This window comes from Streptomyces sp. NPDC057900 (assembly GCF_042887885.1).
Taxonomy (GTDB): domain Bacteria; phylum Actinomycetota; class Actinomycetes; order Streptomycetales; family Streptomycetaceae; genus Streptomyces.
In genome coordinates this window covers 140,429-164,505 of record NZ_JBHVOI010000006.1, presented here as the reverse complement: position 1 = coordinate 164,505, position 24,077 = coordinate 140,429, and the positions used below count along the sequence as shown (strand labels likewise).

The following is a 24,077-nucleotide window of genomic DNA, read 5'->3' as shown; positions in this document are numbered from 1 at the left end:
CCCCTCTCCGTATGAGGATGTCCACATGTCAGACACTCCCAGCAGCGCACTGCCCCGCCAGGTCGCCGACGCCTACGTCGACGCGTTCATCCGGCTCGACCCGATCTCCGGCACCTTTCTGGGTGTCGCGGAAAGCTCGCGCCGCCTTCCCGACTTCTCCCCCGCCGGCCAGGAGGAACTGGCCGCGCTGGCCCGCGCCACACTCGCCCGGCTCGACCGCGCCGAACAGCTGCCCGGCGCGGCCGACGACGCCGAACGGCGTTGCGGCCGCCTCCTCCGCGAGCGGCTGACCGCCGAACTCGCCGTCCACGAGGCCGATGAGGCGCTGCGCGCCGTCTCCAACCTGCACTCCCCCGCGCACTCGGTCCGTGAGGTGTTCACGGTGACGCCCACCGAGTCGGACGAGGACTGGGCGGCGGTCGTCGACCGGCTCCGCGCCGTTCCGGCCGCGCTGGCCGGTTACCGCGAGTCCCTCGCGCTCGGTCTGGAGCGCAAGCTGTACGGCGGTCCGCGCGCCACGACCACCTTCATCGGCCAGCTCGACGAGTGGATCGGGGACGGCTCCACGGGGTTCTTCCAGGACTTCGCCGCCGCCGGTCCGGCCGCGCTGCGCGACGACCTCGACGACGGAGCCCGGCAGGCCACGCAGGCCCTGGAGGAGCTGCGGCAGTGGATGCGCGAGGTGTACGCCCCCGCCGTCGAGGGCGCGCCAGAGGTGGTGGGCCGCGAGCGGTACGCCCGCTGGTCGCGCTACTTCAACGGCACCGACCTCGATCTCGACGAGGCGTACGCGTACGGCTGGGCCGAATACCACCGGCTGCTCGCGGAGATGCGGACCGAGGCCGAGAAGGTGCTGCCCGGCGCGGGTCCCTGGGAGGCGCTGGCCCATCTCGACGTGCACGGCAAGCACATCGAGGGCGTCGACGAGGTCCAGGCCTGGCTGCAGGGGCTGATGGACGAGGCGATCGAGGCCCTGGACGGCACGCACTTCGAACTGGCCGAGCGGGTCCGCAAGGTGGAGTCCCGGATCGCTCCGCCCGGCGGCGCCGCCGCGCCGTACTACACGGGCCCGTCCGAGGACTTCTCCCGCCCCGGCCGCACCTGGCTGCCGACCATGGGCGAGACCCGGTTCCCGGTGTACGACCTGGTCTCCACCTGGTACCACGAGGGCGTTCCCGGTCATCACCTCCAGCTCGCCCAGTGGGCGCACGTCGCGGAGAGCCTCTCGCGCTACCAGGCGTCCATCGGCATCGTCAGCGCCAACGCCGAGGGCTGGGCGCTGTACGCGGAGCGGCTGATGGACGAGCTGGGCTTCCTGCCCGACGCGGAGCGCCGCCTGGGGTATCTGGACGCGCAGATGATGCGCGCCTGCCGGGTGATCGTGGACATCGGCATGCACGTGGAGCTGGAGATCCCGGCGGACTCCCCGTTCCATCCCGGTGAGCGGTGGACGCCGGAGCTGGCCCAGGAGTTCTTCGGCAACCACAGCGGCCGGCCCGCCGATTTCGTGGAGAGCGAGCTGACCCGCTACCTCTCGATGCCTGGGCAGGCCATCGGCTACAAGCTGGGTGAACGCGCCTGGCTGCTCGGCCGGGAGAACGCCCGCGCGGCGCACGGGGACGCCTTCGACCTCAAGTCCTGGCACATGGCCGCTCTTTCGCAGGGGCCGCTGGGTCTGGACGACCTGGTCGACGAGCTCTCCAAGCTCTGACCGGTCCGGCGGGCCGGGCCCGGAACCGGGCCCGGCCCGCCGCCGTCAGCAGCCGCAGTCCCCGGAGCCGGCCGGTGCGGTGAGCGGGTCGGCGGCGCGCCGTCCGTGCCCCTGCCGGGTCTCGAAGGCGAAGCCCTCGCGCACCCAGTACTCGAAGCCGCCGAGCATCTCCTTGACCCGGTAGCCGAGTTGGGCGAGGGCGAGCGCGGCACGGGCCGCGCCGTCGCAGCCGGGACCCCAGCAGTAGGTGACGACGGGCACGGCCGGATCGAGCAGTCCCGGCGCCCGCCCGGCGATGAGCGGTGTCGGCAGGTGGACCGCGCCGGGAATGTGCCCCTGGTCCCAGGATTCGGTGGAGCGGGAGTCGAGGAGTACGAAGCCGGGGTCCCCGTCGGCCGCCAGTGCGGCGGCGACGTCGGAGACGTCGGCGTGGAAGGCGAGCGAGGCGCCGAAGTAGGCGGCTGCCTCGGCCGGAGCGGCGGGCGGCACCCGGAGTACCGGGTTGTCCGCGGTGATGGCGGGCGGTGGAGTCATGGTCGAAAATCTATGACCGGCGGCGCCCCGCCGGAAGAAGAGATCCCCGGCACCGGACTTGATCCGCCGGGCGTTCCCCTGTTCTCTCTGTGTATGACCGACTATTCCCCGGACGACACCGACTGGCGCATTCTCGATGTCCTCCAGCGTGAGGGGCGCGCCACCTTCGCCGACATCGCCCGGACGGTCGCGATGTCGTCGAGCGCCGTGACCGAGCGGGTCCGCAGGCTGGAGGAGGCCGGGATCATCAGCGGGTACGCGGCGGTGGTCGATCCGGACCGCCTCGGACTGCCGATCCTCGCCTTCGTCCGGCTGCGCTATCCGAACGGCAACTACAAGCCGTTCCACGATCTCGTCGCCGCCACGCCCGAGATCCTGGAGGCCCACCATGTCACCGGCGACGACTGCTTCGTGCTGAAGGTGACGGCCCGCTCCATGAGCCATCTGGAAGCGGTGTCGGGCAGGATCGGCGCCCTGGGGTCCGTCACCACGAGCGTCGTCTACTCCTCGCCGCTGCCGCGCCGGGCGGTCAGCCGCTGACTCCGTCCGCCGCCCGGTGGCGTACCGCGGATCCGTGGCGCTCCTTCTCCACTTCGAGCTGGGCCGGAATGCGCCGGCGCAGATCCGCGACATGGCTGACAATGCCGACGCTGCGGTCCCGCTCCCGCAGCGAGTCCAGCACGTCGAGCACTTCGTCGAGCGTCTGGTCGTCCAGGCTGCCGAACCCCTCGTCGATGAAGAGGGTGTCCAGCCGTACGCCGCCGGCCTCGTCGGTCACCACGTCCGCGAGGCCGAGCGCCAGGGCGAGCGAGGCGAAGAACGTCTCGCCCCCGGACAGCGTGGCCGTGTCGCGTTCCCGGCCGGTCCAGGCGTCGATGACGTGCAGCCCGAGACCGGCCCTGCGGCCGCCGGTTCTGGCATCGGAGTGGACCAGGGTGTAGCGGCCCGACGACATCCGCCGCAGCCGGGCCGTGGCGGCCGCGGCCACCTGTTCGAGGCGGGCCGCCAGTACGTAGGACTCCAGCCGCATCTTGCGTTCGTTGTCCGCCGAGGTGCCGGCGGTGAGTCCGGCGAGCCGCGCGATGCGCTCGTACTCCTCGCGCACCGGCCCCAGTGCCCGCACCTCTTCCGCCGCGCGCCGGGACAGCCGGCCGAGTTCGGCGCAGCGTTCCCGGGCGGCGGTGTGGGCACCCGCCCCGTCCCGCAGCAGCCGCTCGGCCCTGTCGTACAGCGACTGCGCGGCGGCGGGGTCTGCCGGGGGACGGCCGGCGGCGGTGCGGGCGTCGGCCTCCGCCAGCCGGTCGGTGACGGCCGCGGACTCGGCCTGCCAGGCGTCGATCCGGTGCTGGAGCGCCCGCTGCCGGGAGTCGGGGAGCATCGTCGCGGCGGCGTCCTGCGGAGTGTCGAAACCGGCCCGGAACGCCGCGTCCGCGAGCCGGGCGTCGGACTCCTTCAGCCGGGCCGCCGCGCTCTCCTCCTCACGCAGAGCCTCGGCCGCCTCCACGAGCAGCGCGACCCGGCGCTGCAGGAGGGCGGCGTGCTCGGTGACGCTGCCGGATCCGCCGCGCGCCTGGGCCAGCACCTCTGCGAGGGCCGCCTGTTCCGCGTCGAGTCCCTCGCGCCGGGAGGTGCGGGCCGCGGCCCGGCGTTCGGCCTGCTGCCGGTCCCCGGCCCGTTGCTCCTGCTCGCGTTCCGCGGCCGCGAGGGCCTCGCGCGCCGCGTGCGTCCCGGTGGCGGTCCGGTAGGCCTCCGCGTGCTCCCTGGTCAGGGTGTCCACGAGATCGGTGAGCGCTCCGACGGTCGGCTCGCAGGCCGCGTCCGCCGTCTGCCCTTCCGGGTTGTCCGCGGCCTCCGCGCGGGCGGCCGCATACCGCTCGCGTACGGCGCCGAGCGCGTGTTCCGCCTCGGTGCGCGCCTGCTCTGCGCGGCGGTGGGCGGCCTCCGCGGCGTCCTCCGTGGCCTGGTCGACGTGTCCGTCCCCGGCCCGTGCGGGCTCCGGGTGGCCGGCCGATCCGCAGACCGGGCAGGCCTCGCCCTCGACCAGTTCCCGGGCGAGCTCGGCCGCGATGTCACGCAACCGCCGCTCGCGCAGGCCGAGCCAGGTCTCGCCGGTGGTGAGCGCGTCCTCCCGGGCCGTGGCCAGGCGGTCCTCCGCCTCCGACACCCGCGCGGCCAGCGTGTCGCGGCGCCCCGCAGCGTCGAGTCGGCGTCGGGCCGGGTCCAGCCGGCCGGCCAGCAGTTCGGCGCGGGTCGCCGCTTCCTGGGCCGCCTCGATGCGGGTGTGCAGCCGGTGCCGGGTGGTCTCCCAGCCGGCCAGCCAGCTCTGGGCGTCCCGGATCAGTTCGTCGTCCGCCCTGGCCTGCCGTTCCAGCGCGGCCCGTTCGCTGTCGATCTCGGCGCTGCGATGCTCGGCGCGACGGGCGGCGTCCAGCGCGCCGAGTTCCTCGCGGAGCCGTCGTTCCAGCGCGGTCAGCTGTTCGGCGCCCGCGTCGGCCAGCTCGCCGGGCAGCCCGGCCCGGGAGCGGTCGCGGGCCGCGCCCGCCCGCCGGTGCGCCCGCCCGGCCTCCTCGCGAAGCTCCAGCGCGGGGGCGACGAGATCCGCCTTGCGGGCACGTCGCAGCCGCTCCCGCGCCTGGTCGTGCTCGTACCGCCCGGCCTCCACCTCTGTGGCGCGCCGCCGGGTCTCCGCGTACCGCTGCTGGAGCCCGGCCAGTTCGCGCTCGGCGTCCAGGGCCTGCCGGGCGGCCGACTGCCGGGTCTCGGCCGCGGACAGCACGCAGGCCGCGATGTCGAGCCGTTCCCGGGCGCCGCTGCGGGCGGTCGCCGCCCATTCCAGTACGGCGTCCGCGAGCCCCGGTTCGCCGGGCTGGATGCCGGGCAGCGGGTGCTCCTCGGCGGCGGGCCCGGCCGCCTGGGCGATCCGCTGGGCGACCGCGAGGATCCGTTCGTCCCCGGCTCTGACCTGGGTCCCGGCGGCCCGGCGCAGCTCCGCGAGGTGCTCCTCGACCGCGGCGAAGCGACGGGTGTCGAAGAGCCGGCCGAGGAGCTTCCCGCGCGCCTCCGCGTCGGCGCGCAGGAAGCGGGCGAAGTCGCCCTGCGGCAGCAGGACCACCTGACAGAACTGGTCCCGGCTCATCCCGATGAGCTGGGTGATCTCCTCGCCGATCTCCTGGTTGGACCGGCTCAGCGCCCGCCATCCCTCGCCGGGGACGTACTCGCGCAGCCGGCTCTGCGCCTTCTCCGTGGTGTAGCCGTCGCCCTTCTTCTTGGGGCGGGGCTGGGCGGGGCTACGGGTGATCTCCAGCCGGCGCCCGCCGACGGTGAGTTCGAGCAGGATCTCGGTCGGCAGGTCCGCCGGGGCGTGGTCGCTGCGCAGCGAGGTTCCTGGGCTCTGCCGGGCGCCGGGCACGGCGCCGTAGAGGCCGTAGCAGACGGCGTCGAGGACCGAGGTCTTGCCGGCGCCGGTCGGTCCGTGCAGCAGGAAGATCCCGGCTGCGGAGAGCGCGTCGAAGTCGATCTCCTGAGTGGCGCCGAACGGTCCGAAGGCCGTGATGCCGAGTCGGTGGAGCCTCACCGGTTCACCTCGCGCACGCCGTCGTCGACGCGTACGTGGTCGAAGGCGCCGCGCAGCACCGTCCGCTCCGACTCGTCGATGCCGTACCCGCCCCGGACATGGGCCACGAAGTCCTCCGCGATGCTCTGGTCGTCGCGTCCCCGCAGCCGCTCGGCGTAGGAGGTCCGCGGGTCCTCCGGGTCGCGTTCCGGTTCGAAGGCGAGGGCGAGGGTGTGCGGGAACCGCTCGACGAGGCGGGCCATCGGCTCGGCCGGGCGGACCGGATCGGTGAGGGTGGCCTCCACCCAGGAGTGCTCGTGCCGTTCGAGGGCGGGGTCGTCGAGGAGGGTGTCGAGCCGGCCGGTGAGCCTGGCGAGCGGGCGGGGCACCGGGCAGTCGATCCGTTCGGCGGTGACCGCACCGGTACCGTCCAGCTCGATCAGCCACATGGTCTTGCGGTGGCCGGACTCGGAGAAGGAGTACGCGAGCGGGGAGCCGGAGTAGCGGACCCGCTCGGAGACGGTCTGGCAGCCGTGGAGGTGCCCCAGTGCCACGTAGTCGACGCCGTCGAAGACCCCGGCGGGCACGGCCGCCACGCCGCCCACCGTGATGTCGCGTTCGCTGTCGCTCGGCTCGCCGCCCGCGACGAAGGCGTGGGCGAGGACGACGGACCGGGTGCTGTCCGGCCGTGTCGCGAGGTCCGCGCGGACCCGGTCCATGGCGGCGCCCAGCACGGCCTCGTGCCCGGCCCGCTCCGCCCGGAACTCGTCCTTGACGAGGGCGGGCTCCAGATACGGGAGCCCGTAGAACGCCACGTCGCCGTGCGCGTCCGGGATGACGACGGGGGTGGCGCAGTGCGCGGGGTCGGTGCGCAGATGGATGCCGGCGCGTCCGATGAGACCGGCGCCGACGCCGAGCCGGCGGGCCGAGTCGTGGTTCCCGGAGATCATCACGGTGGGTACGCCGGCCTCGGCGAGCCGGTGCAGCGCGTCGTCGAAGAGCTGGACGGCGGAGAGCGGCGGCACCGCCCTGTCGTACACATCACCCGCCACGAGCACGGCATCGACCTCGTGGTCACGGACCGTCGCCACCAGGTGGTCGAGGTAGGCGGCCTGGGCTTCGAGCAGCGACACCCGGTGGAAGGAGCGGCCCAGGTGCCAGTCCGATGTGTGCAAAATCTTCAAGACCAGGCTCCGACCTGCATGTTTCGTTTCCTCCACCCGTGCGGCCGCGGCCCCCGCGCTCCGGAACGGGCCGGACCTCGCGGCCGGTGTCCGTCACACCGGCGCGGCCCCGCGCCCGCGCTCCCGCACCACAGTACTCAGGCGTCCCCGTACGCCTTTTCGCCCAGCTCCAGTTCCGCCTCGCCCGCCGTCGCGTCGGCCAGCCAGCGGCGGAACTCCTCCACATCGGCGTCCGGCAGCCCGATCTCGATGGTCACCGCCTCCGCGTACCGGACCTCGCGCACGCTGCGTCCGGTGGCCCGCAGTTCGTTCTCCAGCCGCCCGGCCCGCTGGTGGTCCACGGTGACCGTCGCGATCCGGAACCGCTGCCGGGTGAGGGTGCCCAGCGCGTCGAGGGCCTCACCGACCACCCCGCCGTACGCCCGGATCAGCCCGCCGGCACCGAGCTTCACGCCGCCGTAGTAGCGGGTGACGACGGCGACGACGTACCGCATCTCGCGGCGCGTCAGCATCTGGAGCATGGGAACGCCCGCGGTGCCGCCGGGCTCGCCGTCGTCACTGGCCTTCTGTACGGAGGCGTCGGCGCCGATCACGTACGCGAAGCAGTTGTGGGAAGCGGCCGGGTGTTCCCTGCGGACGCGTGCGACGAAGTCCTGGGCCTCCTCCTCGGTGGCGGCGGGGGCGAGCGCGCAGATGAAGCGCGAGCGGTTGATCTCGGTCTCGTGCACGCCCGCGCGGGCGACTGTCCGGTACTGCTCCTGCATCCGGCCAGCCTATGCGCAGCCCCGGGAATGGCCGGGGGCGGCCGTCCGTTGTGACGATCATGTACGCAGACACGGAGACGATCCGCAGGATTCTGACCGGGACGGGCGACACCTGGGCCGTGGTGGGGCTGTCCGACAACCGCTCGCGCGCGGCCTACGGGGTGGCGGAGGTGCTCCAGCGCTTCGGCAAGCGGGTGGTGCCGGTCCACCCCAGGGCCGAGCGGGTGCACGGCGAGGACGGCTACGCCTCGCTGGCCGAGATCCCCTTCCCGGTCGACGTGGTGGACGTCTTCGTCAACAGCGGGCTGGCCGGGGCGGTGGCGGACGAGGCGGTCGCGATCGGCGCCTCCGCGGTCTGGTTCCAGCTGGGAGTGATCGACGAGGAGGCGTACGAGCGCACCAGGGCGGCCGGGCTCGACATGGTCATGGACCGCTGCCCGGCGATCGAGATCCCCGCGCTGAACGGCTGAGTGCACCCGGCGGCCAGATGTGCGGGGTATCACATTCCGCTCCTGGCTGGGAGGATGACCGGCTGTGAGTACTGCCTACGTCCCGAGCGTGTCCGCCGTCCCCCACAGCCGGGCCCGCCTGTCCCGTCAGCTCGCCGCGCTGGGCATCGAGCGGGGCGGCGTCCTGATGGTGCACGCGTCACTGAGCGCGGTGGGGGCGGTCGACGGCGGCGCGGACACGGTCGGTGCCGCGCTGCGGGAGGCGCTGGGTCCGGAGGGCACCCTGGTGGTCCCTTCCTTCACCCCGGAGAACTCCGACACCTCCCCGCAGTACCGCGCCCGGGTCCACGGCCTCGGCGAGCGGGAGCGGGAGGCCGTGCGGGCGGCGATGCCCGCGTTCGATCCGGCGATCACGGCGGCCCCGTCGATGGGCCGGCTCTCCGAAGCGGTGCGCCGTTCACCGGGCTCGGTCCGCAGCGCGCATCCGCAGACCTCCTTCGCCGCCCTGGGCCCGCTGGCCGGCCACGTGGTGGCGGACCACCGTCCGGACTGCCATCTCGGCGAGGACTCCCCGCTGGCCCGCCTTCACGAACTGCGGGCGCAGGTCCTGCTGCTCGGCACCGGATTCGGCTCCTGCACGGCGTTCCACCTCGCGGAGTACCGGGTGCCCTCGCCGCCCCGCCGCACCTATCGCTGTGTGGTGCGGGACGGCGGCGGGCGCCGGTGGTGGGAGTACGAGGACGTGGCCCTGGACGACGGCGACTTCGCGCGACTGGGCGAGGACTTCGCGCGGTCGGACCGGGGCGCCGCCGTTCGCACCGCCGCGGTCGGCTCCGCCACGGGCCGGCTGTTCCGTTTCCCGGCGGCGGTCGCCTTCGCGATGGGGTGGTTGCCGGCGCACCGGGGCCGCGGAGTCAGCCGCCGATGCCCAGACCGGCCACGACGGCAGCCCCCGGGAGCGCCGCCAGCGCCTTGCCCGGCATGATCAGCTTGCCCCGTCGGCTGCCGCTGCCGATGAGGACCCATTCCTGGTCCACGACGGCGGGGTCGATCAACAGGGGCCAGTCGGCGGGGAGTCCGACGGGGGTGATGCCGCCGTACTCCATTCCCGTGTCGCCGACCGCCGTGTCCATCGGGGCGAACCGCACCTTGCGGGCGTCGAGGTGCCGGCGGACGACTCCGTTCACGTCGACGCGGGAGTGGGACAGCACCAGGCAGGCGGCCAGGGTGACCTCTCCCCCGCGCTTTCCGGCCACGACGACACAGTTGGCCGAGCAGTTCAGCAGATCGGCCCCGTGGTGCTCGACGAACGCCGCCGTGTCAGCGATCTCGGGGTCCGTGTCGACGTGGATGATCTGCTCGGCGGGGAACCCGCCCCAGCCCTCCCGGACCGCTGCGGCCACCGGGGCGGTGAGCAGTTCGAGGCGTTCGACCGCGGGGCAGGCGTCCTCGAAGGAGCCGATGGGTGCGCGCATGCGTGCACGCTAACAGCCGCGCTCACCGGACCGGTTGGACGTCTCATCTGACGGGCGGGACGGACACGGCCATGGTGACTTCGACGGGCTCCGGGCCCTCGTTGCGGTAGGCGTGGCGGTGGTGCGCCTCGAACGTGGCGGAGGTTCCGGCGGGGACGGTGTACGAGGCGCCGCCGACGACCAGGGTGAGTTCGCCCGTCGTGACGTGGAGCAGCTCGACGGTGCCCTCGGGGTGCGGGTCGGACGCGCTGCCTTCACCGGGCGCCAGCCGCCAGTGCCAGAGTTCCAGCGGGCCGCGGGCCTCGGTGCCGACCAGCAGGGTGGTGGCGCTCCCGGCCTCCGTGGACCACATGCGTACGGCCTGGTCCGCGGGGACCAGCCGGACCGGGGAGCCCTGCTCGTGGTCGAGCAGGGTGGTGATGGCGACGCCGAGCGCGTCGGCGAGCTTGACCGTGGTGCCGACGCTCGGGTTGGTGCGGGCCTGCTCGATCTGGATGATCATGCCGCGACTGACCCCGGCGCGGGTGGCGAGGGCGTCCAGAGTGAAACCCCGCTCCCCGCGCCAGCGCTTGAGGTTGCGCGCGAGGGACTGGGTCAGCTGGTCGAGATCAGTCACATTCCGTCCAATATTCTGGATGCCGGAGACGAAAATACTGCACTACGGTGTGGTGTACCCACCGTTCATCGCACTGTACTGCGAGGCCCTCGCGTGCCGCGCTGTTCGCTGTGTCCGCCGGGGGGCTCCTCGCGGCCGGGCACCCTCAGCTCTCGTCGAGCTCCGCCACGGCCAGCAGCTGTTCGGGCGTCACGCCCTCGGGGATCGGCACCGGGGCCGGCGTGCGCAGGGGCGGCTGCCAGCCCTTGTCCGGGTCCCAGCTGCGTACGACGCGGGCGGGGGCGCCGGCCACCACCGCGTGGTCGGGCACCTCGCCGCGGACGACCGCGCCGGCCGCCACGACCACGTTGCGGCCGAGCCGGGCGCCCGGGAGGATCACCGCTCCGGTGCCGATCCAGCAGCCGGGGCCGATGGCGACCGGTTCCATCCGCGGCCACTGCCGGCCGACCGGCTGATGCGGATCGTCGTAGCTGTGGTTGGTCGAGGTGATGTAGACGTACGGCCCGCAGTAGGTGTCGGAGCCGATCGTCACCGTGGTGTCCGCGACGACATGACTGCCCCGGCCGAGCACCACTCCGTCGCCCAGGGTCAGGATCGGATCGGCGCCGAGGTCCAGATCGGGCATGAGGCCCGCCGTGAGGGTGACCTGTTCGCCGATGACGCAGTGGTTGCCGAGCTCGATCCACCGTTCCCCGAAGACCGTGCCCTGCGGGAAGGCGAGCCGGGTGCCCTCGCCGATCCGGCCGAACCGCAGCCCGCCGGGGTGCGTGGCCGTCACCGCGCCCGCCTCCCGGACCCAGCGCCAGCAGCGGTGGACGGCCCCCGACAGGGCGCGCCGCCGCCAGGCGGTCAGGGAGGAGACCGTGTCTCTGTTCTTCGGCACCCGCACACGGTAGTCGGGGCGCCCGGAACCGGTATCCGCACCGGCCTGTGATCTTCACCCCACCCGGCCGCCGGCCCTCGTACCCGTCGCATACGGTTTCCCCGGCGGAACCGGACGGCGCCCGGCCGGAGGACCGCGACCCACAGCACCGGAGCACGGAGGAACGCGCGATGGCAGAACAGGCGTTGATCACCGCAATGGGAGGTCAGGAGCCGGACATCGACCCGTCCGCCTTCACCGCACCGACGTCGGTCGTGATCGGTGAGGTCACCATGGCGGCCGGTTCCAGCGTCTGGTACCACGCGGTGCTGCGGGCGGACTGCGGTCCCATCGTCATCGGCGCCGGTTCAAACATCCAGGACAACTGCAGCGTCCACGTCGATCCCGGTTTCCCGGTCACGGTCGGCGAGCGCGTCTCCGTCGGGCACAACGCGGTGCTCCACGGCTGCACCGTCGAGGACGACGTGCTGATCGGCATGGGGGCCACCGTCCTGAACGGTGCGCACATCGGCACCGGTTCGCTGGTCGCCGCCCAGGCACTGGTCCCGCAGGGGATGCGGGTGCCGCCGGGCTCGCTGGTCGCCGGTGTGCCCGCCAAGGTGAAGCGGCAGCTGACCCAGGAGGAGCTCGACGGCGTGAAGTTCAACGCGGTCGGCTACGTGGAGCTGGCGAAGGCACACCGCGAGGCGTTCGAGGACTGAGCGCGGGTCAGTCGGCCGCCGGTACGGTCCCCGGTTCGGGCGCGGGCTGCGCGGCGGACCGGGCGGCCGCCTTCTTGGCCCGGTTCCTGACGACCAGCATCGAGCCGAGTCCGATGAGGACCGCGATCGCCAGTCCCAGGTACGAGAACCGCTTGAGCCAGTCCTCCGCGACGACACCCACCGAGTAGATGACGGCCGTGGTGCCGCCCGCCCAGACGATCCCGCCGAGCACGTTGGCGATCAGGAACTTCCAGTACGGCATGTGCAGGACACCGGCGAGCGGTCCCGCGAAGATGCGCAGCAGTGCGACGAAGCGGCCGAAGAAGACCGCCCACATGCCCCACTTCTGGAACGAGCGTTCCGCCGTGGCGATCTGGCTCTCGCCGAAGTGGCGGGGGAACTTGCCGCCGAGCCAGGCCAGCATCGGACGTCCGCCCTTGCGGCCGATGGCATAGCCGATCGAGTCACCGATCACCGCCCCGGCCGTCGCGCAGGCACCCAGGATCCACGGGTTGATGCCGTCGTGCCCCGCGGCCAGCAGAGCCGCGCTGATCAGGACGACCTCGCCCGGCAGCGGGATGCCGAGGCTCTCCACGCCGATGACGATGCCCACCAGGAGGTAGACGCTGATCGCGGGGACGGTCTCCAGCCATTCCTGGATGTGCAACGCCGGTTCCTCCGTAGTGATGTCCTGTCGGCCGCCGGACAGCTCCCTCGGCGCACGGAGGTAACCCTACCGGCCGCGCGGGCGGCACCGACAGCGAGAAGGGCCGCCCCCGCACCCCTTGCGGGCGGGAGGCGGCCCTTGTCGGGACGGCCGGAATCAGGCGTTCGGGCGCAGCGTCCAGACCACCGTCATCTCGCCGGTCACCGCGCCGTCCGCGCGCTGGATCCGGATGGCCACGGGGAACTCGGGGCGCTTGCCCTCGTCCAGTTCCGCGACGACTTCGGCCACCGGCCTGCCGAGGGTGGCGGTCGCGGTGACATCGCCCATGGCCAGCTTCTGGTAGCCGATCTCCGCCTTCACCGCGAGCGGGACGGCGCGCGTCAACTGGTCCCCGAACGCGGCGATGACTATCGCGCCGCTCGCCGATTCAGCCAGCGTGAACATCGCCCCGGCGTGCGGTCCACCGAGATGGTTGTGGAAGTCCGCCTGGTCCGGCAGGCGGACCACCGCGCGTTCCGCGGTGGACTCCAGGAATTCGAGGTTGAGGGTCCGGACCATCGGAACCGTCGCGGCGACCATCTCGCCCGCGGTCATCTGTTCAGCGCTCATGGGCCAGATGTTACCGGCCGGTAGTCATATTTGGCCATGCCCCCGGGATCATCGGGTCCGCACCCGGTCATGTTCTTCACCGTCCGCTCACGGGGGCGGCCGTAGCCGCCCGTGCGGCGCACCTCTATCGTTACTCGCCATGTGGCCAGGACAGCAGCCGCCCGGGGGCGAGCAAAACCCGCAGGACCAGAACCAGAACCCGTATCAGCAGCCGGGTTACCAGCAGCCGAATCCCTACCAGCAGCCGGGGTACCAGCAGCCCGGCGCGTCCGGGCAGCAGCCCGGATACGGCTACCCGCAACAGGGTCAGCCGGGGCAGCAGCAGGGACAGCCGGGCTACCCGCAGGGCAATCCGTACCAGCAGCCGACCGCTCCGCAGTACGCGGTTCCCGGCCCGCCCGGTCCGCCCCAGCCCGGCAACGACAAGAAGAAGACGACCGTCGTCGCCATCGTCGCGGCGGTCGCGGTCGTGGCGGCCGCGGTGGTCACCGGTGTCGTCGTGATGAACAAGAAGGACGACGGCAAGGACGGCAAGAACGTCGCCGACGACAAGAAGTCGTCCGCGCCCGCCAAGCCCTCCGGGTCCGCGTCGTCGCCGGAGGAGAACCCGCGCGGTGGCGAAGACGACGCCAAGCCGCTCATCGCCGGCTGGAAGGTGGTGACCAACCCGAAGTGGGGCACGCAGTTCGACGTGCCCGGCGACTGGGAGGTCTCGTCCCCCACCACGTCCTCCTTCTTCGAGGACGACAAGAAGGGTGACGGCTCACCGCTGATCGGCTTCACCGCACCCGCGGACCTCAAGAGCAAGTGGTGCGTCGACGACTCCGACCACGACGGCATCAAGGAGAACAGCAGCCTGGCCGGCACCGGCACCCGCGGCGCCGAAGGTGCCACGGACGCCGATGTGAACGCCAGGAACGAGGCGGGCACCTGGGTATGGGCCGCCTACGCGCAGCACATGCCGAAGAGCACCATCAAGATCAGCAAGCCGAAGCAGTACACCACCAAGTCGGGTCTGACCGGCAGCCTGGTGACCGCCAAGGCGCCCAACGTCACCAAGAAGAAGAAGTGCGACACGGACGGCAAGTCCATCGCCTTCACCTTCAAGAACAGCGACGGGGCGTTCTCCTCCTGGGTTCTGTACGGTGCCGACTCCGTCCCGGACGAGCTGCCGGACACGACGATCATGAAGATCCTGAGCACCGTGCGCCTGGTGAAGATCACCAAGTCCTGACGCTCCGCGGCAATCCATTTGGCACGACGGGGTCAAGCCAGCGATAGTCCCCTGGTGACAGCCGCCGACCTCGCACCCCCATCGGACCGCCCCTCCCGGGCGGGCCGCAATTACCGGCTGCTGACCGCCGCCGCGATCATCACGGGCCTGGGCACCAACGGCGCGCTGATCGCGGCGGCGTTCGCGGTTCTGGAGTCGGGCGGCGACGCCGGTGACGTCGGGCTGGTGGCCGCCGCCAGGACCGCGCCGCTGGTCCTCTTCCTGCTGATCGGCGGGGCGGTCGCGGACCGGCTGCCGCGCCACCGCGTGATGGTGGCGTCCAACACCCTCAACTGCGTCTCGCAGGCCGTCTTCGCCTGGCTGGTCCTGACCGGTGACGCCCGGCTGTGGCAGATGATGGTGCTCACCGCGCTCTGCGGCACCGGGCAGGCCTTCTTCAACCCGGCTGCCGAGGGCATGCTGATGTCCACGGTCAGCGCAGAACAGGCGAGCCGTGCCTTCGCCCTCTTCCGGATGTCCATGCAGGGCGCCGCCATCGGCGGTGCGGCGCTCGGCGGCGCCATGATCGCCGCGATGGACCCCGGCTGGGTGCTGGCCATCGACGCGGCCGCCTTCGCGGTGGCCGGGGCGCTGCGCTCCTTCCTCGACGTGAGCCACATCCCCGCGCGCGAACCCGGTGGCGGGCTGCTCGCCGATCTCCGGGACGGCTGGCAGGAGTTCGTCGGCCGCACCTGGCTCTGGGCCGTCGTGGCGCAGTTCTCCGTGGTGGTCGCCGCGGTCGGGGCCGCGGAGGCGGTGTACGGACCGCTGGTCGCCAGGGACGAACTCGGCGGCGCCCGCCCCTGGGGCCTCGCGCTCGCCGCGTTCGGCGTCGGCACCCTGGGCGGGGCGGTCCTGATGATGCGGTGGAAGCCGCGGCGGCTGCTGCTGGCCGGAACGCTCTGCGTCTTCCCGCTGGCCCTGCCCTCGGCGGGGCTCGCCGTGCCCCTCCCGGTGGCCGGACTCTGCGCGGTGATGTTCGTCAGCGGCGCCGCCATCGAGGTGTTCGGCGTGTCCTGGATGACGGCCCTGCATCAGGAGATTCCGGAGGAGAAGCTGTCGCGGGTCTCGGCGTACGACTGGTTCGGCTCGGTGGCCATGGTGCCGCTCGCCACCGCGCTCGCCGGTCCGGTCGAGTCGCTCGTCGGGCGCAGCCAGGCGCTGTGGGGCTGCGCCGCGCTGGTCGTCCTGGTCACCGGCGCCGTGCTGTTCGTGCCGGACGTGCGCAACCTGACCCGCAGAACCGCCCCCACAGAGGTGGTGGCGAAGGGCGCCCCGGCGTCAGCCGATGCCGAAGGAACCCTCGGGCGGCTCGGGTGAGTCGACCGCCTCGTCGTCACCGACCGGCCCGGCGCCCCTGACGAGGCGGGCCACGTCGGCGCCGTACTCGACGCGGGCGGGGAACGCGTCGGCGGCGCAACGGCGGATCAGCGCGGCCGTGTCGAACGGGGTGCGGGAGGCGACCAGGACGACGTTGCCGAAGCGCCGGCCGCGCAGCACGGCCGGCTCCGCGATGATCGCGAGCTCCTCGAAGACGGCCGCGAAGGTGGCCAGCTGCGGGCGCAGGAAGTCGAACGGCGCCCCGTCCGCGAGGTTGGCGGCGTAGACCCCGTCGGTGCGCAGCGCACGTGCCGCGGCCCGCGCGTAGGGCAGGGTGGTCAGGTGGGCGGGCACCCGCGAGCCGCCGAAGACATCCGCGACCAGGAGGTCCACGGAGCCGGGCGAGGTCGCCTCCAGGTGTTCGCGGGCGTCCGTGCCGTGCACGGTGATCCCGCTGCCGGCCGGCAGCGGAAGGTGCTCGGCCACGAGGGCGAGCAGGCCCCGGTCGGCCTCCGCGACGTGCTGCCGGGATCCGGGGCGGGTCGCCGCGACGTAGCGGGGCAGGGTGAGGGCGCCGCCGCCGAGGTGCAGCACGTCGAGCGGTGCGCCCGGTTCCGCGACGCGGTCCACGACGTGGCCGAGCCGCCTCGTGTACTCGAACTCCAGGTGTTCCGGAGCGTCCAGGTCGACGTACGACTGGGGCGCCCCGTCGACGGTCAGCAGCCAGGCCCGCTCCCGGTCCACGTCGGGGAGCAGTCTGGCGGTGCCCCGGTCCACGTCGCGGATGACCGGTATCGACTCGTTCACTCCCCCATTGTGCGGTGCCCGGACGGCTGTTCATGACCGCTGCACCCCGCGCCCGGTCCGTCTCCCGCGGGTTCGGGAGACGGACCGGGCCGTGCGGCGTTACGGCTCCGGGCTCAGAGCAGGCCGGTGACCGTACCGGCCCCGATCGTGCGGCCGCCCTCGCGGATCGCGAAGCCGAGGCCGGTCTCCAGCGGTACGTCCCGGCCAAGCTCGACGGTCATGGTGACCGTCTCACCGGGGCGCGCCACCGCCGCCGCGCCGAGGTCGAGGTCGCCGACGACGTCCGCGGTGCGGATGTAGAACTGCGGCCGGTAGCCGGTGGCGACCGGGGTGGTCCGGCCGCCCTCCCGCCCCGACAGGACGTACACCTGCGCGGTGAAGCGCCGGCTCGGGGTCACGCTGCCCGGCGCCGCGACGACGTGTCCGCGGCGCACCCGGTCGCGCTCGACCCCGCGCAGGAGCAGCGCGACGTTGTCGCCGGCCTCCGCGGACTCCATCGGCTTGCCGAAGGTCTCCAGGCCGGTGACGACCGTCTCGATGTCCGCGCCGAGCACGCCGACGCGGTCCCCGACGCGGACGGTGCCGCGCTCCACCGCGCCGGTGACGACCGTGCCCCGGCCGGTGATGGTCAGGACGTTCTCCACCGGCAGCAGGAACGGCGCGTCGGTGTAGCGCACCGGCATCGGCACATAGGTGTCGACGGCGTCGAGCAACGCCTCGACCGCCCCCGTCCAGCGCGGGTCGCCCTCCAGCGCCCGCAGCCCGGAGACCCGCACGACGGGCACGGTGTCGCCGCCGTAGCCGTGCGCGGACAGCAGCTCGCGCACCTCAAGCTCGACCAGGTCGGTCAGCTCGGGGTCACCCGCGTCCGCCTTGTTGAGGGCGACGACGATGTGGTCGACGCCCACCTGACGGGCGAGCAGCACGTGCTCTGCTGTCTGCGGCATGATCCCTTCGAGCGCCGACACGACGAGGATCGCCCCGTCGAGCTGGGCGGCGCCGGTCACCATGTTCTTGATGTAGTCGGCGTGTCCGGGCATGTCGACATGCGCGTAGTGCCGGGTGCCGGTCTCGTACTCGACGTGCGCGATGTTGATCGTGATGCCGCGCCGCGCCTCCTCCGGCGCCCGGTCGATCCGGTCGAACGGGACGAAGGTGCCGGTGCCCCGCTCGCTCAGGACCTTGGTGATGGCGGCGGTGAGGGTGGTCTTGCCGTGGTCGACGTGGCCCATGGTGCCGATGTTGAGGTGCGGCTTGGTGCGCACGTATGCCGTCTTGGACATGGCTCATTCCTTGGTTCTCGAAGCTGAGAGAGAAGACCCCAGGGCCCCGCCGACCCTCCCCTCACGGGGTCCGCCGGACTGTCGGGGGAGGGTCAGCTTCGGGCGCCGCCGATGGGCGCTGCGGCAGCGGTGACGGCTGCCGTGACTGCTGCGGTGGCAGGGCTCGCGGCAGCCTTCGGCGCGGCCGCGACTGCGGGCCATGCTGCGAGGAAGGCGTACCGGAACATGCTTCGATCATGTCCGACCCGGGCGGGCCCGTCGAGCGATTTACGGGCGGCGGCGGGTGAGTTGACGGTGTCGGCGGAGGCGTGACGCCCGCCCGTGCCGCGGGGCGGACGGTTTCGGCTCCGTCTCGCGGAATCCGCCCCTATAACGGTCACATTACGACGATCACACCCGGTGTTCGGATACTCTCCCCGAATGCTCGACCCCGTCCCCGCCACCCGGTCCGCCGTCGGTCTCTCCGCGCGCTGCACACGGGTGCTGTTCTCGCCCTGGTCCAGGTTCTCGCTGCTCGTGGCCGTGCTGGTGGCCGCCGCGACGACGATGCTGCTCCTCAAGCCACAACAACTGCTCGCCTCCGGCTGGCCGGCCCAGCTGAGCGGCGGCGCCGCCGCGGTCGTGCTCTTCGGCCTCGCGTACGGCGTGTGCACGGTGGCGTTCGTACCGCGCCCGCTGCTCAATCTCGCCGCCGGGGCGCTGTTCGGCACCCAGGCCGGCCTCGCGGCGGCGCTGGCGGGCACGGTGCTCGGCGCGGGCGTCTCGTTCGGGCTGGGCAGGGCGCTGGGGCAGGACGCGCTCCGTACGCTGCTGCGCGGGCGCTGGATGCGGGCGGCGGACGGGCAGCTGAGCAGGCACGGATTCCGCTCGATGCTGGCGCTGCGGCTCTTCCCCGGAGTGCCTTTCGCCGCCGCCAACTACTGTGCCGCCGTGTCGCGCATGGGATATCCCCCGTTCCTGGTGGCAACCGGTCTCGGCTCGATCCCGAACACGGCCGCGTACGTCGTGGCGGGGAGCGAGGCCTCCTCACCGACCTCGCCCGCGTTCCTCGCGGCGATGGGGTTCATCGTGCTGACGGGGCTCGGCGCGGTGGTCGTCGCCTGGCGCAGGCGTCACCGGCTGGGCGCCGAGTGACGCGGCGGTACGGCCGGGGGTTGTCGTAACCCTGTTCACCCGGGGGCGATACGCTTCCCGCGACCGACAGACGATCTCCGGGCCCCAGGCGGCCCTGCCCTCACACGCCCGCAATCCGCACGCTGCCGACCGGCTCCGATATCCGGCGGACGATGCATGATCACTTCAGGATGGCCCAAGCCCCATGAGCTGGTTCGAATCCTTCGTCCTCGGCCTCGTTCAGGGACTGACCGAGTTCCTGCCGATCTCCTCCAGCGCGCATCTGCGGCTCACCGCGGCGTTCGCCGGCTGGCACGATCCGGGAGCGGCGTTCACCGCCATCACCCAGATCGGCACGGAAGCCGCAGTCCTCATCTACTTCCGCAAAGACATCGTCCGGATCGTCGGCGCCTGGTTCAGGTCGCTGACGGACCGCTCGATGCGGAGCGACCACGATGCCCAGATGGGCTGGCTGGTCATCGTCGGCTCCATTCCGATCGGTGTGCTGGGCGTGACGTTCAAGGACCAGATCGAGGGCCCCTTCCGCGACCTGCGGCTGATCGCCACCACGCTCATCGTGATGGGCATCGTCCTGGGCGTCGCCGACCGGCTGGCCGCCCGTGACGAGACCGGCGGCAAGCACCGGGCGATCAAGGAGCGCAAGTCCCTCAAGGAACTGGGCGTCAAGGACGGCCTGATCTTCGGCTTCTGCCAGGCGATGGCCCTGGTACCGGGCGTCTCCCGGTCCGGCGCCACGATCAGCGGCGGTCTGCTGATGGGCTACACCCGTGAGGCGGCGGCACGTTACTCGTTCCTGCTCGCGGTCCCGGCGGTCCTCGCCTCCGGCGTCTTCGAGCTGAAGGACGCGGGCGAGGGGCATGTGGCCTGGGGGCCGACGATCTTCGCCACGTTCATCGCGTTCGGTGTGGGGTACGCCGTCATCGCCTGGTTCATGAAGTTCATCACGACGAAGAGCTTCATGCCGTTCGTGATCTACCGGATCGCCCTGGGTGTCGCGCTGTTCATCCTGGTCGGCGCGGGCTCCCTGAGCCCGCACGCGGGCGAGTCCGCGGGCTGACCCCCGCCGGACTTCTCCCGGTGGCCGGTCACGGGTGGGGCATGCCGTCGGCCGGCGGGGCAGGGCGGTACAGCCGCCAGATCACTTCGACCCCGGTCCCCGAGGGGGCCGTGGGCGGTGCGGCGAGTTCGTGCCGGACCTCGGTGAAGCCCAGTCGGCGCGGTATGGCCGCGCTCGCGCTGTTGGCCGAGTCGTGCGCGATCTCCAGATACCGCACGGCGGGCAGCGTGAACATCTCGCTGATCAGTGCGGAGGCCGCTCTCGTCGCGATGCCCCGGCCGGTGGCGGAGGGGTGCAGCCAGTACCCGAGGAACCAGCCCGCCGGTTCGGGCCCTCGGTAGGCCTGGCACATGCCGACGAGGGTGCCGTGCTCGATGACGCCGTAGTTGTACACCCGGCCACCGGCCCAGCCGGAACCGGACTTCGCGAGGAAGCCACGGGTGTTCGCCTCGCTGTGCAGGGCGACCCACGGTTCCCAGGGGCGCAGGTGATCCACGGACTCCTCGATCAGCCGGTGCGCCGAGGAGAAGTCGCGCTGTCCGCGCCAGCTGCGCAGGGCGATATCTCCGCACTCGATGACGGGCCTCGGTCGTTCCATGGCAGCCATGATTGTTCGTGAACGGGCCCGCCGCAGCTATTTGGGCCGGTCCGACGGCTTCACCGGCTCACTGCCGGTCGCGTACACCGTGGCGATGATGCCGTCGGGAAATCGCTCGTTGCGCAGCACGACCCAGGTGTTCCCGTGACCGTCGTCGATGACCGCCTCCTCGGTGCGGGGCCAGTGCGGCAGGACGTTGTCGGCAAGGTGGGCGGCGAGCCGCCGCGCGATCTCGTCGATGGTGTCACGGGTGACCTTCAGGCCGAGGGTGTGCCTGGCGTACAGGTTGAGGGCCTTGCCGCCGATGGGCAGGGGGAGGTGTCCTGACAGTGCCTCCCGTTTCCAGGCCGCCAGGCCACCGGATCCGCTGATGCGCGAGGTGACGCCGGTGCGGTACTGGGCCCAGGTGCGTTCCGCGTGACGGGTGCAGTAGCGCAGGACGTGGCTGCGGTCCGCGCTGATGACCAGGCCGTATCCGTGTCTGCGGAAGTAGATCCGCCACGTGCCGGTACCGCTTCGTTCGGTGGTGGCCCGCTCGGAGATGAGGTCTTCGAGCAGGGAGCGGATCTGTGTCTCCGCGATCTGCGGCACGACGGAGTGCACTCTGGCGTACGTGGCGACGGCGCCGGGTGTGACGTCGACCTCGTACGCCTCGTCGGAGTCCATACCGAGGGTGCCGGGTGTCCAGGCGCCGGGCCCCCACCGCCACTCGGAGCGGCGCGGCCCCGGGGCGTCACGGGTCACGGCGGGCGTCACGGTCGTGTAGCCGTCGCACCGGCCGCACCATCCGTCGGCGCGATTGGTGGTGTTGGAGCACGCGGTGCCGTCGGCGCCGTAACGGCGGCACGGGCGCCGGGGCGGTGCTGGGGTGATCAATCACCTCTCCTGTTCGGTCGGTGCCACCGGTGGTGCGGGCTGCTCCCACCCCGTCGAGCGTAGGCCTCGGACGCCCGTTCGGTGCCGGATTCGCACGGCTTTCCCTTGCGGGCTTCACGTGCGGTCGGCGAAGCGTCCACTTCTCGCGCACGATTTGGTCACAACTTCATCACTCATGGAATGTACGGCTCACACCGGCCTGTACGGCCTGGCTACGGTCGTCCCTCACCGCATCACCTGGGGGTCCCATGTCGCACACTCCGCCGCCGCAACAGCCGCCCTGGGGGCAGCCGCCCGAGCCCACCGGGCCCAACCCGTATGTGCCGGCGGCGCCTTCCGGGGGCCGGCCGGGCTGGACGAGGAAGCGGATCATCATTCCCGCGGCGGTCGTCCTGCTCTGCGTCGGCGTCGCCATCGGCGGCTCCGACGACGGCGCCGGGACGGAGAAGACCGCCGACGCGAAGGCCGCGCCCACGGCAACCGTCACCACGACGGCAACGGCCACGGCGACCGCGTCGGCCGAACCCCTGCCCGCCGTGACGGAGACCGTGACCGCCACCCCGAAGCCGGTTCCGGCCGTGACGCGGACGAAGACCGTCCGGGTCACCGTCGCACCCGATTCCGGTACGTCAGGCGGCTCCGGTGGCTCCGGGTCCGGCGGCGGCTCCACGTCCGGCGGTGGCTCCGGGTCGGCGTACTACGCCAACTGCACCGCCGTCCGGGCAGCCGGCGCCGCCCCCATCCACGCCGGTGAACCCGGCTACGGGCGGCACCTGGACCGCGACGGCGACGGGGTCGGCTGCGAGTAGGCGCCCGGCATCCGGACGGCGAGGGGGCCACGGCGGTTCGGCCGTGGCGTCACCGGCGGCGCGCGGGCACGAACTCCCGGATCGCCAGGGCCAGCCGATCCGGCTGGTCCAGCGGTACGAGCGTGCGGCTGTCGGGGATCTCGGTCAGCCGCCCCTGCGGGAGGAGCTCCGCGAGGCGCCGGCCGTGCGCGGGCGGCATCACGCGGTCCCCGGCCGCCCAGACGACGAGCGCGGGGCGGTCGAAGGTCTCCAGGGCGTCGGCGGCACCGGCCAGCCCCCTGGCGTCCCCGGCGGCCGCCCGCAGCGTCCGGACCGCGTCGCGGCGGATGCCCGGCCGGGTCATGACGGGGCGCGTCCACCGCCTGGTGGCCGCGTCGCCCCGCCGGGTCAGCCATCCGAACGCGACCGGGAGGCGGCGGACCGGGCGCAGCCGCATCTGCTGCATGAACAGACCGAAGAGACGGGGCGACAGCCGCCCGGCGAGCGCGAGAGTCCGGCCCGTCACCCGGGCCGGGTAGTTGTCGAACGCCTCGCAGGAGACGAGCACGATCCGGCCCACCCGCGCGGCGCGGCCGCCGTCCCCCTCGGCGATGAGCAGTTGGACCAGGGCCCCACCGGTGTCGCTGCCCACGAGCGTGACGTCGTGCAGGTCCAGCCGGTCGAGGAACTCCGCGACCAGCCCGGCCGTCCCGCGGAGCGACAGGTCGGCGTCCGCGCGCATCGGATGCCGATGCGCGCCGAGGGGCAGCGTCGGCGCCAGGCACCGGTATCCGGCGGACAGCCCGGCCACCGTCCCGTCCCACAGGGACGCATCCATCATCAGTCCGTGCAGCAGGACCACTGTGGGGCCGTCGCCGCCGGTGTCCTCGTAGACGACCGTCCCGGCGGACAGTTCGATCTCCTTCGTACCCGTCGCCACGGCGCCTCCAAGGGTGCTTCCGGCGGATGGGACCTGCTGGGATTCCGCGGACGTGCTCATGACGACCTCCGGGTGGGCGGGATCGATCCCTCCCAAAAAGTGAACCACGTGGTTCACATCATGTCCATCGCCCGGCCGCGCCCGCTGCGCCGCAACGGGCGAGAACGCTCACTCCCCGGCCGCCTCCTCCCGCTCCAGCGCGCGCACCAGCGCCTCGAACCCCGCGGCTACCCCGGCCGTGTCGCCGCTGGTCCGGGCGTCCACCAGGAAGCCCCGCAGTGTCGCGAGGACCATTTCCGCGACCTCCAGCTTCCGCTGCCCGGACCAGTGCTCCGGGCAGACCGCGAGCAGCGTGGGCAGGTACTGCTGGGACGCCTCGCGGCCGAGTGCGGCGTAGCGTCCGGAGTCGTACATCGCCAGGCCGATGGCCTGATCGAGCACCGCCGCCTCGTCGTCGCTCAGCAGAATGGGCCAGATCGCCCGCACCCATTCCCCCAGTGACCGGCGGGCCCCGTCCTCGGTGGCGGCGGCCAGTGCCTTTCCGATGCGGCGGCGGCGCAGTTGGACGGTGGCCTGTACGAGAAGGTCGTCGGCGCCGTCGAAGTGGTAGAGGAGCACCTTGTGCGTGGTGCCGGCCGCGCGTGCGGCGCGTCGCAGCGAGAAGTCCACGATCCCGTTGGCCGCGAGGTCCTCCGTGACCCGGTCCAGCAGTTCCCGGCGCCGGGCCTCACCGCGCGGCGATCCCGCCGATCGCCGGTAGCCCGCTCGGTCCGGTGAGCCTTCGCCGGCAGAGGCAGAGATGTTCATGCCGACAGCTTCCATGATGCGGTGCGCACGCACAGCCGCGGGCACGGG

Annotated in this window: 25 protein-coding genes; 10 read left to right on the top strand and 15 right to left on the bottom strand. The window is 72.6% G+C overall.

Annotated features, from left to right (window positions below):
• The first annotated feature begins 25 nt into the window (after positions 1-25).
• Positions 26-1,711, top strand: a complete 1,686-nt coding sequence (locus ACFVQ0_RS23510; protein ID WP_390091018.1) for a DUF885 domain-containing protein — start codon at positions 26-28, stop codon at positions 1,709-1,711.
• A gap of 45 nt (positions 1,712-1,756) precedes the next feature.
• On the opposite strand, the gene ACFVQ0_RS23505 is transcribed toward ACFVQ0_RS23510, so the two are convergent.
• A complete protein-coding gene (locus tag ACFVQ0_RS23505; protein WP_390091016.1) occupies positions 1,757-2,245 on the bottom strand; it encodes a rhodanese-like domain-containing protein in 489 nt (162 codons plus the stop codon).
• 93 nt (positions 2,246-2,338) lie between these two features.
• On the opposite strand from ACFVQ0_RS23505, the gene ACFVQ0_RS23500 reads away from it, so the two are divergent.
• Entirely contained in the window at positions 2,339-2,785 is a 447-nt protein-coding gene (locus ACFVQ0_RS23500; RefSeq protein ID WP_311306987.1) for an Lrp/AsnC family transcriptional regulator, read from the top strand.
• Here the strand turns inward: ACFVQ0_RS23500 and ACFVQ0_RS23495 are convergent.
• From ACFVQ0_RS23495 to ACFVQ0_RS23485, 3 genes are all read right to left on the bottom strand, one after another.
• On the bottom strand, positions 2,775-5,819 hold the full coding sequence (locus ACFVQ0_RS23495; RefSeq protein WP_390091013.1) for an AAA family ATPase: 3,045 nt from the start codon (positions 5,817-5,819) through the stop codon (positions 2,775-2,777). The genes ACFVQ0_RS23500 and ACFVQ0_RS23495 overlap by 11 nt on opposite strands.
• A complete protein-coding gene (locus tag ACFVQ0_RS23490; RefSeq protein WP_390091011.1) occupies positions 5,816-6,982 on the bottom strand; it encodes an exonuclease SbcCD subunit D in 1,167 nt (388 codons plus the stop codon). The genes ACFVQ0_RS23495 and ACFVQ0_RS23490 overlap by 4 nt, the downstream gene beginning before the upstream one ends.
• Before the next feature lie 137 nt (positions 6,983-7,119).
• On the bottom strand, positions 7,120-7,746 hold the full coding sequence (locus ACFVQ0_RS23485) for a YigZ family protein (protein ID WP_390091009.1): 627 nt from the start codon (positions 7,744-7,746) through the stop codon (positions 7,120-7,122).
• A 59-nt stretch (positions 7,747-7,805) separates the two neighbouring features.
• Here ACFVQ0_RS23485 and ACFVQ0_RS23480 point away from each other — a divergent pair, with 59 nt between their 5' ends.
• Together ACFVQ0_RS23480 and ACFVQ0_RS23475 are read left to right on the top strand one after the other, a co-directional pair.
• A complete protein-coding gene (locus ACFVQ0_RS23480; protein ID WP_390091007.1) occupies positions 7,806-8,216 on the top strand; it encodes a CoA-binding protein in 411 nt (136 codons plus the stop codon).
• A 64-nt stretch (positions 8,217-8,280) separates the two neighbouring features.
• Positions 8,281-9,180 (top strand): aminoglycoside N(3)-acetyltransferase, encoded by a 900-nt coding sequence (locus ACFVQ0_RS23475; protein ID WP_390091005.1) that lies wholly within the window; start codon positions 8,281-8,283, stop codon positions 9,178-9,180.
• Here the strand turns inward: ACFVQ0_RS23475 and ACFVQ0_RS23470 are convergent.
• From ACFVQ0_RS23470 to ACFVQ0_RS23460, 3 genes are all read right to left on the bottom strand, one after another.
• A complete protein-coding gene (locus ACFVQ0_RS23470) occupies positions 9,110-9,670 on the bottom strand; it encodes a YbaK/EbsC family protein (protein WP_390091003.1) in 561 nt (186 codons plus the stop codon). The two genes, ACFVQ0_RS23475 and ACFVQ0_RS23470, sit on opposite strands and share 71 nt — an antisense overlap.
• Positions 9,671-9,713: 43 nt before the next feature.
• Positions 9,714-10,286: a helix-turn-helix domain-containing protein gene (locus ACFVQ0_RS23465; protein WP_390091001.1), complete on the bottom strand. Its 573-nt coding sequence runs from the start codon at positions 10,284-10,286 to the stop codon at positions 9,714-9,716.
• A gap of 145 nt (positions 10,287-10,431) precedes the next feature.
• Positions 10,432-11,169, bottom strand: a complete 738-nt coding sequence (locus tag ACFVQ0_RS23460) for an acyltransferase (RefSeq protein WP_390090999.1) — start codon at positions 11,167-11,169, stop codon at positions 10,432-10,434.
• A 170-nt stretch (positions 11,170-11,339) separates the two neighbouring features.
• On the opposite strand from ACFVQ0_RS23460, the gene ACFVQ0_RS23455 reads away from it, so the two are divergent.
• The gene (locus ACFVQ0_RS23455; protein WP_311306977.1) at positions 11,340-11,870 is read left to right on the top strand and encodes a gamma carbonic anhydrase family protein; all 531 of its coding nucleotides are present in this window, start codon (positions 11,340-11,342) and stop codon (positions 11,868-11,870) included.
• Positions 11,871-11,877: 7 nt separating this feature from the next.
• Here the strand turns inward: ACFVQ0_RS23455 and ACFVQ0_RS23450 are convergent, their stop codons facing one another.
• Complete coding sequence (locus ACFVQ0_RS23450; RefSeq protein WP_390090997.1) at positions 11,878-12,537, bottom strand: DedA family protein; 660 nt, start codon at positions 12,535-12,537, stop codon at positions 11,878-11,880.
• A gap of 156 nt (positions 12,538-12,693) precedes the next feature.
• Positions 12,694-13,131: a DUF4442 domain-containing protein gene (locus ACFVQ0_RS23445; RefSeq protein ID WP_390091358.1), complete on the bottom strand. Its 438-nt coding sequence runs from the start codon at positions 13,129-13,131 to the stop codon at positions 12,694-12,696.
• A 154-nt stretch (positions 13,132-13,285) separates the two neighbouring features.
• On the opposite strand from ACFVQ0_RS23445, the gene ACFVQ0_RS23440 reads away from it, so the two are divergent.
• Both ACFVQ0_RS23440 and ACFVQ0_RS23435 read left to right on the top strand, forming a co-directional pair.
• The gene (locus tag ACFVQ0_RS23440; RefSeq protein ID WP_390090995.1) at positions 13,286-14,380 is read left to right on the top strand and encodes a hypothetical protein; all 1,095 of its coding nucleotides are present in this window, start codon (positions 13,286-13,288) and stop codon (positions 14,378-14,380) included.
• 54 nt (positions 14,381-14,434) lie between these two features.
• Positions 14,435-15,739 carry an MFS transporter gene (locus tag ACFVQ0_RS23435; RefSeq protein WP_390090993.1) on the top strand — a complete coding sequence of 435 codons (1,305 nt, stop codon included), beginning with the start codon at positions 14,435-14,437 and terminating at the stop codon, positions 15,737-15,739.
• Here ACFVQ0_RS23435 and ACFVQ0_RS23430 read toward each other — a convergent pair.
• Together ACFVQ0_RS23430 and tuf are read right to left on the bottom strand one after the other, a co-directional pair.
• Positions 15,701-16,546 (bottom strand): spermidine synthase, encoded by an 846-nt coding sequence (locus ACFVQ0_RS23430; protein ID WP_390090991.1) that lies wholly within the window; start codon positions 16,544-16,546, stop codon positions 15,701-15,703. The two genes, ACFVQ0_RS23435 and ACFVQ0_RS23430, sit on opposite strands and share 39 nt — an antisense overlap.
• A 113-nt stretch (positions 16,547-16,659) precedes the next feature.
• Positions 16,660-17,829 carry an elongation factor Tu gene (gene tuf / locus ACFVQ0_RS23425; protein ID WP_390090989.1) on the bottom strand — a complete coding sequence of 390 codons (1,170 nt, stop codon included), beginning with the start codon at positions 17,827-17,829 and terminating at the stop codon, positions 16,660-16,662.
• A 420-nt stretch (positions 17,830-18,249) separates the two neighbouring features.
• Between tuf and ACFVQ0_RS23420 the strand changes: the two genes are divergently transcribed.
• The gene (locus tag ACFVQ0_RS23420; protein ID WP_390090987.1) at positions 18,250-18,963 is read left to right on the top strand and encodes a TVP38/TMEM64 family protein; all 714 of its coding nucleotides are present in this window, start codon (positions 18,250-18,252) and stop codon (positions 18,961-18,963) included.
• 184 nt (positions 18,964-19,147) lie between these two features.
• The gene (locus ACFVQ0_RS23415; RefSeq protein ID WP_390090984.1) at positions 19,148-20,020 is read left to right on the top strand and encodes an undecaprenyl-diphosphate phosphatase; all 873 of its coding nucleotides are present in this window, start codon (positions 19,148-19,150) and stop codon (positions 20,018-20,020) included.
• 28 nt (positions 20,021-20,048) lie between these two features.
• Here the strand turns inward: ACFVQ0_RS23415 and ACFVQ0_RS23410 are convergent, their stop codons facing one another.
• The gene (locus ACFVQ0_RS23410; RefSeq protein ID WP_390090982.1) at positions 20,049-20,618 is read right to left on the bottom strand and encodes a GNAT family N-acetyltransferase; all 570 of its coding nucleotides are present in this window, start codon (positions 20,616-20,618) and stop codon (positions 20,049-20,051) included.
• A 36-nt stretch (positions 20,619-20,654) separates the two neighbouring features.
• Positions 20,655-21,494, bottom strand: a complete 840-nt coding sequence (locus ACFVQ0_RS23405; RefSeq protein ID WP_390090980.1) for a hypothetical protein — start codon at positions 21,492-21,494, stop codon at positions 20,655-20,657.
• A gap of 248 nt (positions 21,495-21,742) precedes the next feature.
• Between ACFVQ0_RS23405 and ACFVQ0_RS23400 the strand changes: the two genes are divergently transcribed.
• Positions 21,743-22,303 (top strand): excalibur calcium-binding domain-containing protein, encoded by a 561-nt coding sequence (locus ACFVQ0_RS23400; RefSeq protein ID WP_390090978.1) that lies wholly within the window; start codon positions 21,743-21,745, stop codon positions 22,301-22,303.
• 49 nt (positions 22,304-22,352) lie between these two features.
• On the opposite strand, the gene ACFVQ0_RS23395 is transcribed toward ACFVQ0_RS23400, so the two are convergent.
• The gene (locus ACFVQ0_RS23395; protein ID WP_390090976.1) at positions 22,353-23,282 is read right to left on the bottom strand and encodes an alpha/beta fold hydrolase; all 930 of its coding nucleotides are present in this window, start codon (positions 23,280-23,282) and stop codon (positions 22,353-22,355) included.
• Between the two features lie 108 nt (positions 23,283-23,390).
• Positions 23,391-24,029, bottom strand: coding sequence for a TetR/AcrR family transcriptional regulator (locus tag ACFVQ0_RS23390; RefSeq protein WP_390090974.1), 639 nt, complete (start codon positions 24,027-24,029; stop codon positions 23,391-23,393).
• Between the last annotated feature and the right edge of the window lie 48 nt (positions 24,030-24,077).

Bases quoted from the DNA above. Each gene is read 5' to 3' on its own strand.
- ACFVQ0_RS23485 (WP_390091009.1), bottom strand. From the start codon at position 7,746: ATGCAGGAGCAGTACCGGACAGTCGCCCGCGCGGGCGTGCACGAGACC.
- ACFVQ0_RS23505 (WP_390091016.1), bottom strand. From the start codon at position 2,245: ATGACTCCACCGCCCGCCATCACCGCGGACAACCCGGTACTCCGGGTG.
- ACFVQ0_RS23420 (WP_390090987.1), top strand. From the start codon at position 18,250: ATGCTCGACCCCGTCCCCGCCACCCGGTCCGCCGTCGGTCTCTCCGCG.
- ACFVQ0_RS23480 (WP_390091007.1), top strand. From the start codon at position 7,806: ATGTACGCAGACACGGAGACGATCCGCAGGATTCTGACCGGGACGGGC.
- ACFVQ0_RS23470 (WP_390091003.1), bottom strand. From the start codon at position 9,670: ATGCGCGCACCCATCGGCTCCTTCGAGGACGCCTGCCCCGCGGTCGAA.
- ACFVQ0_RS23445 (WP_390091358.1), bottom strand. From the start codon at position 13,131: ATGACCGCGGGCGAGATGGTCGCCGCGACGGTTCCGATGGTCCGGACC.
- ACFVQ0_RS23390 (WP_390090974.1), bottom strand. From the start codon at position 24,029: ATGAACATCTCTGCCTCTGCCGGCGAAGGCTCACCGGACCGAGCGGGC.
- ACFVQ0_RS23455 (WP_311306977.1), top strand. From the start codon at position 11,340: ATGGCAGAACAGGCGTTGATCACCGCAATGGGAGGTCAGGAGCCGGAC.
- ACFVQ0_RS23410 (WP_390090982.1), bottom strand. From the start codon at position 20,618: ATGGAACGACCGAGGCCCGTCATCGAGTGCGGAGATATCGCCCTGCGC.
- tuf (WP_390090989.1), bottom strand. From the start codon at position 17,829: ATGTCCAAGACGGCATACGTGCGCACCAAGCCGCACCTCAACATCGGC.
- ACFVQ0_RS23510 (WP_390091018.1), top strand. From the start codon at position 26: ATGTCAGACACTCCCAGCAGCGCACTGCCCCGCCAGGTCGCCGACGCC.
- ACFVQ0_RS23440 (WP_390090995.1), top strand. From the start codon at position 13,286: ATGTGGCCAGGACAGCAGCCGCCCGGGGGCGAGCAAAACCCGCAGGAC.
- ACFVQ0_RS23400 (WP_390090978.1), top strand. From the start codon at position 21,743: ATGTCGCACACTCCGCCGCCGCAACAGCCGCCCTGGGGGCAGCCGCCC.
- ACFVQ0_RS23395 (WP_390090976.1), bottom strand. From the start codon at position 23,282: ATGAGCACGTCCGCGGAATCCCAGCAGGTCCCATCCGCCGGAAGCACC.
- ACFVQ0_RS23500 (WP_311306987.1), top strand. From the start codon at position 2,339: ATGACCGACTATTCCCCGGACGACACCGACTGGCGCATTCTCGATGTC.
- ACFVQ0_RS23415 (WP_390090984.1), top strand. From the start codon at position 19,148: ATGAGCTGGTTCGAATCCTTCGTCCTCGGCCTCGTTCAGGGACTGACC.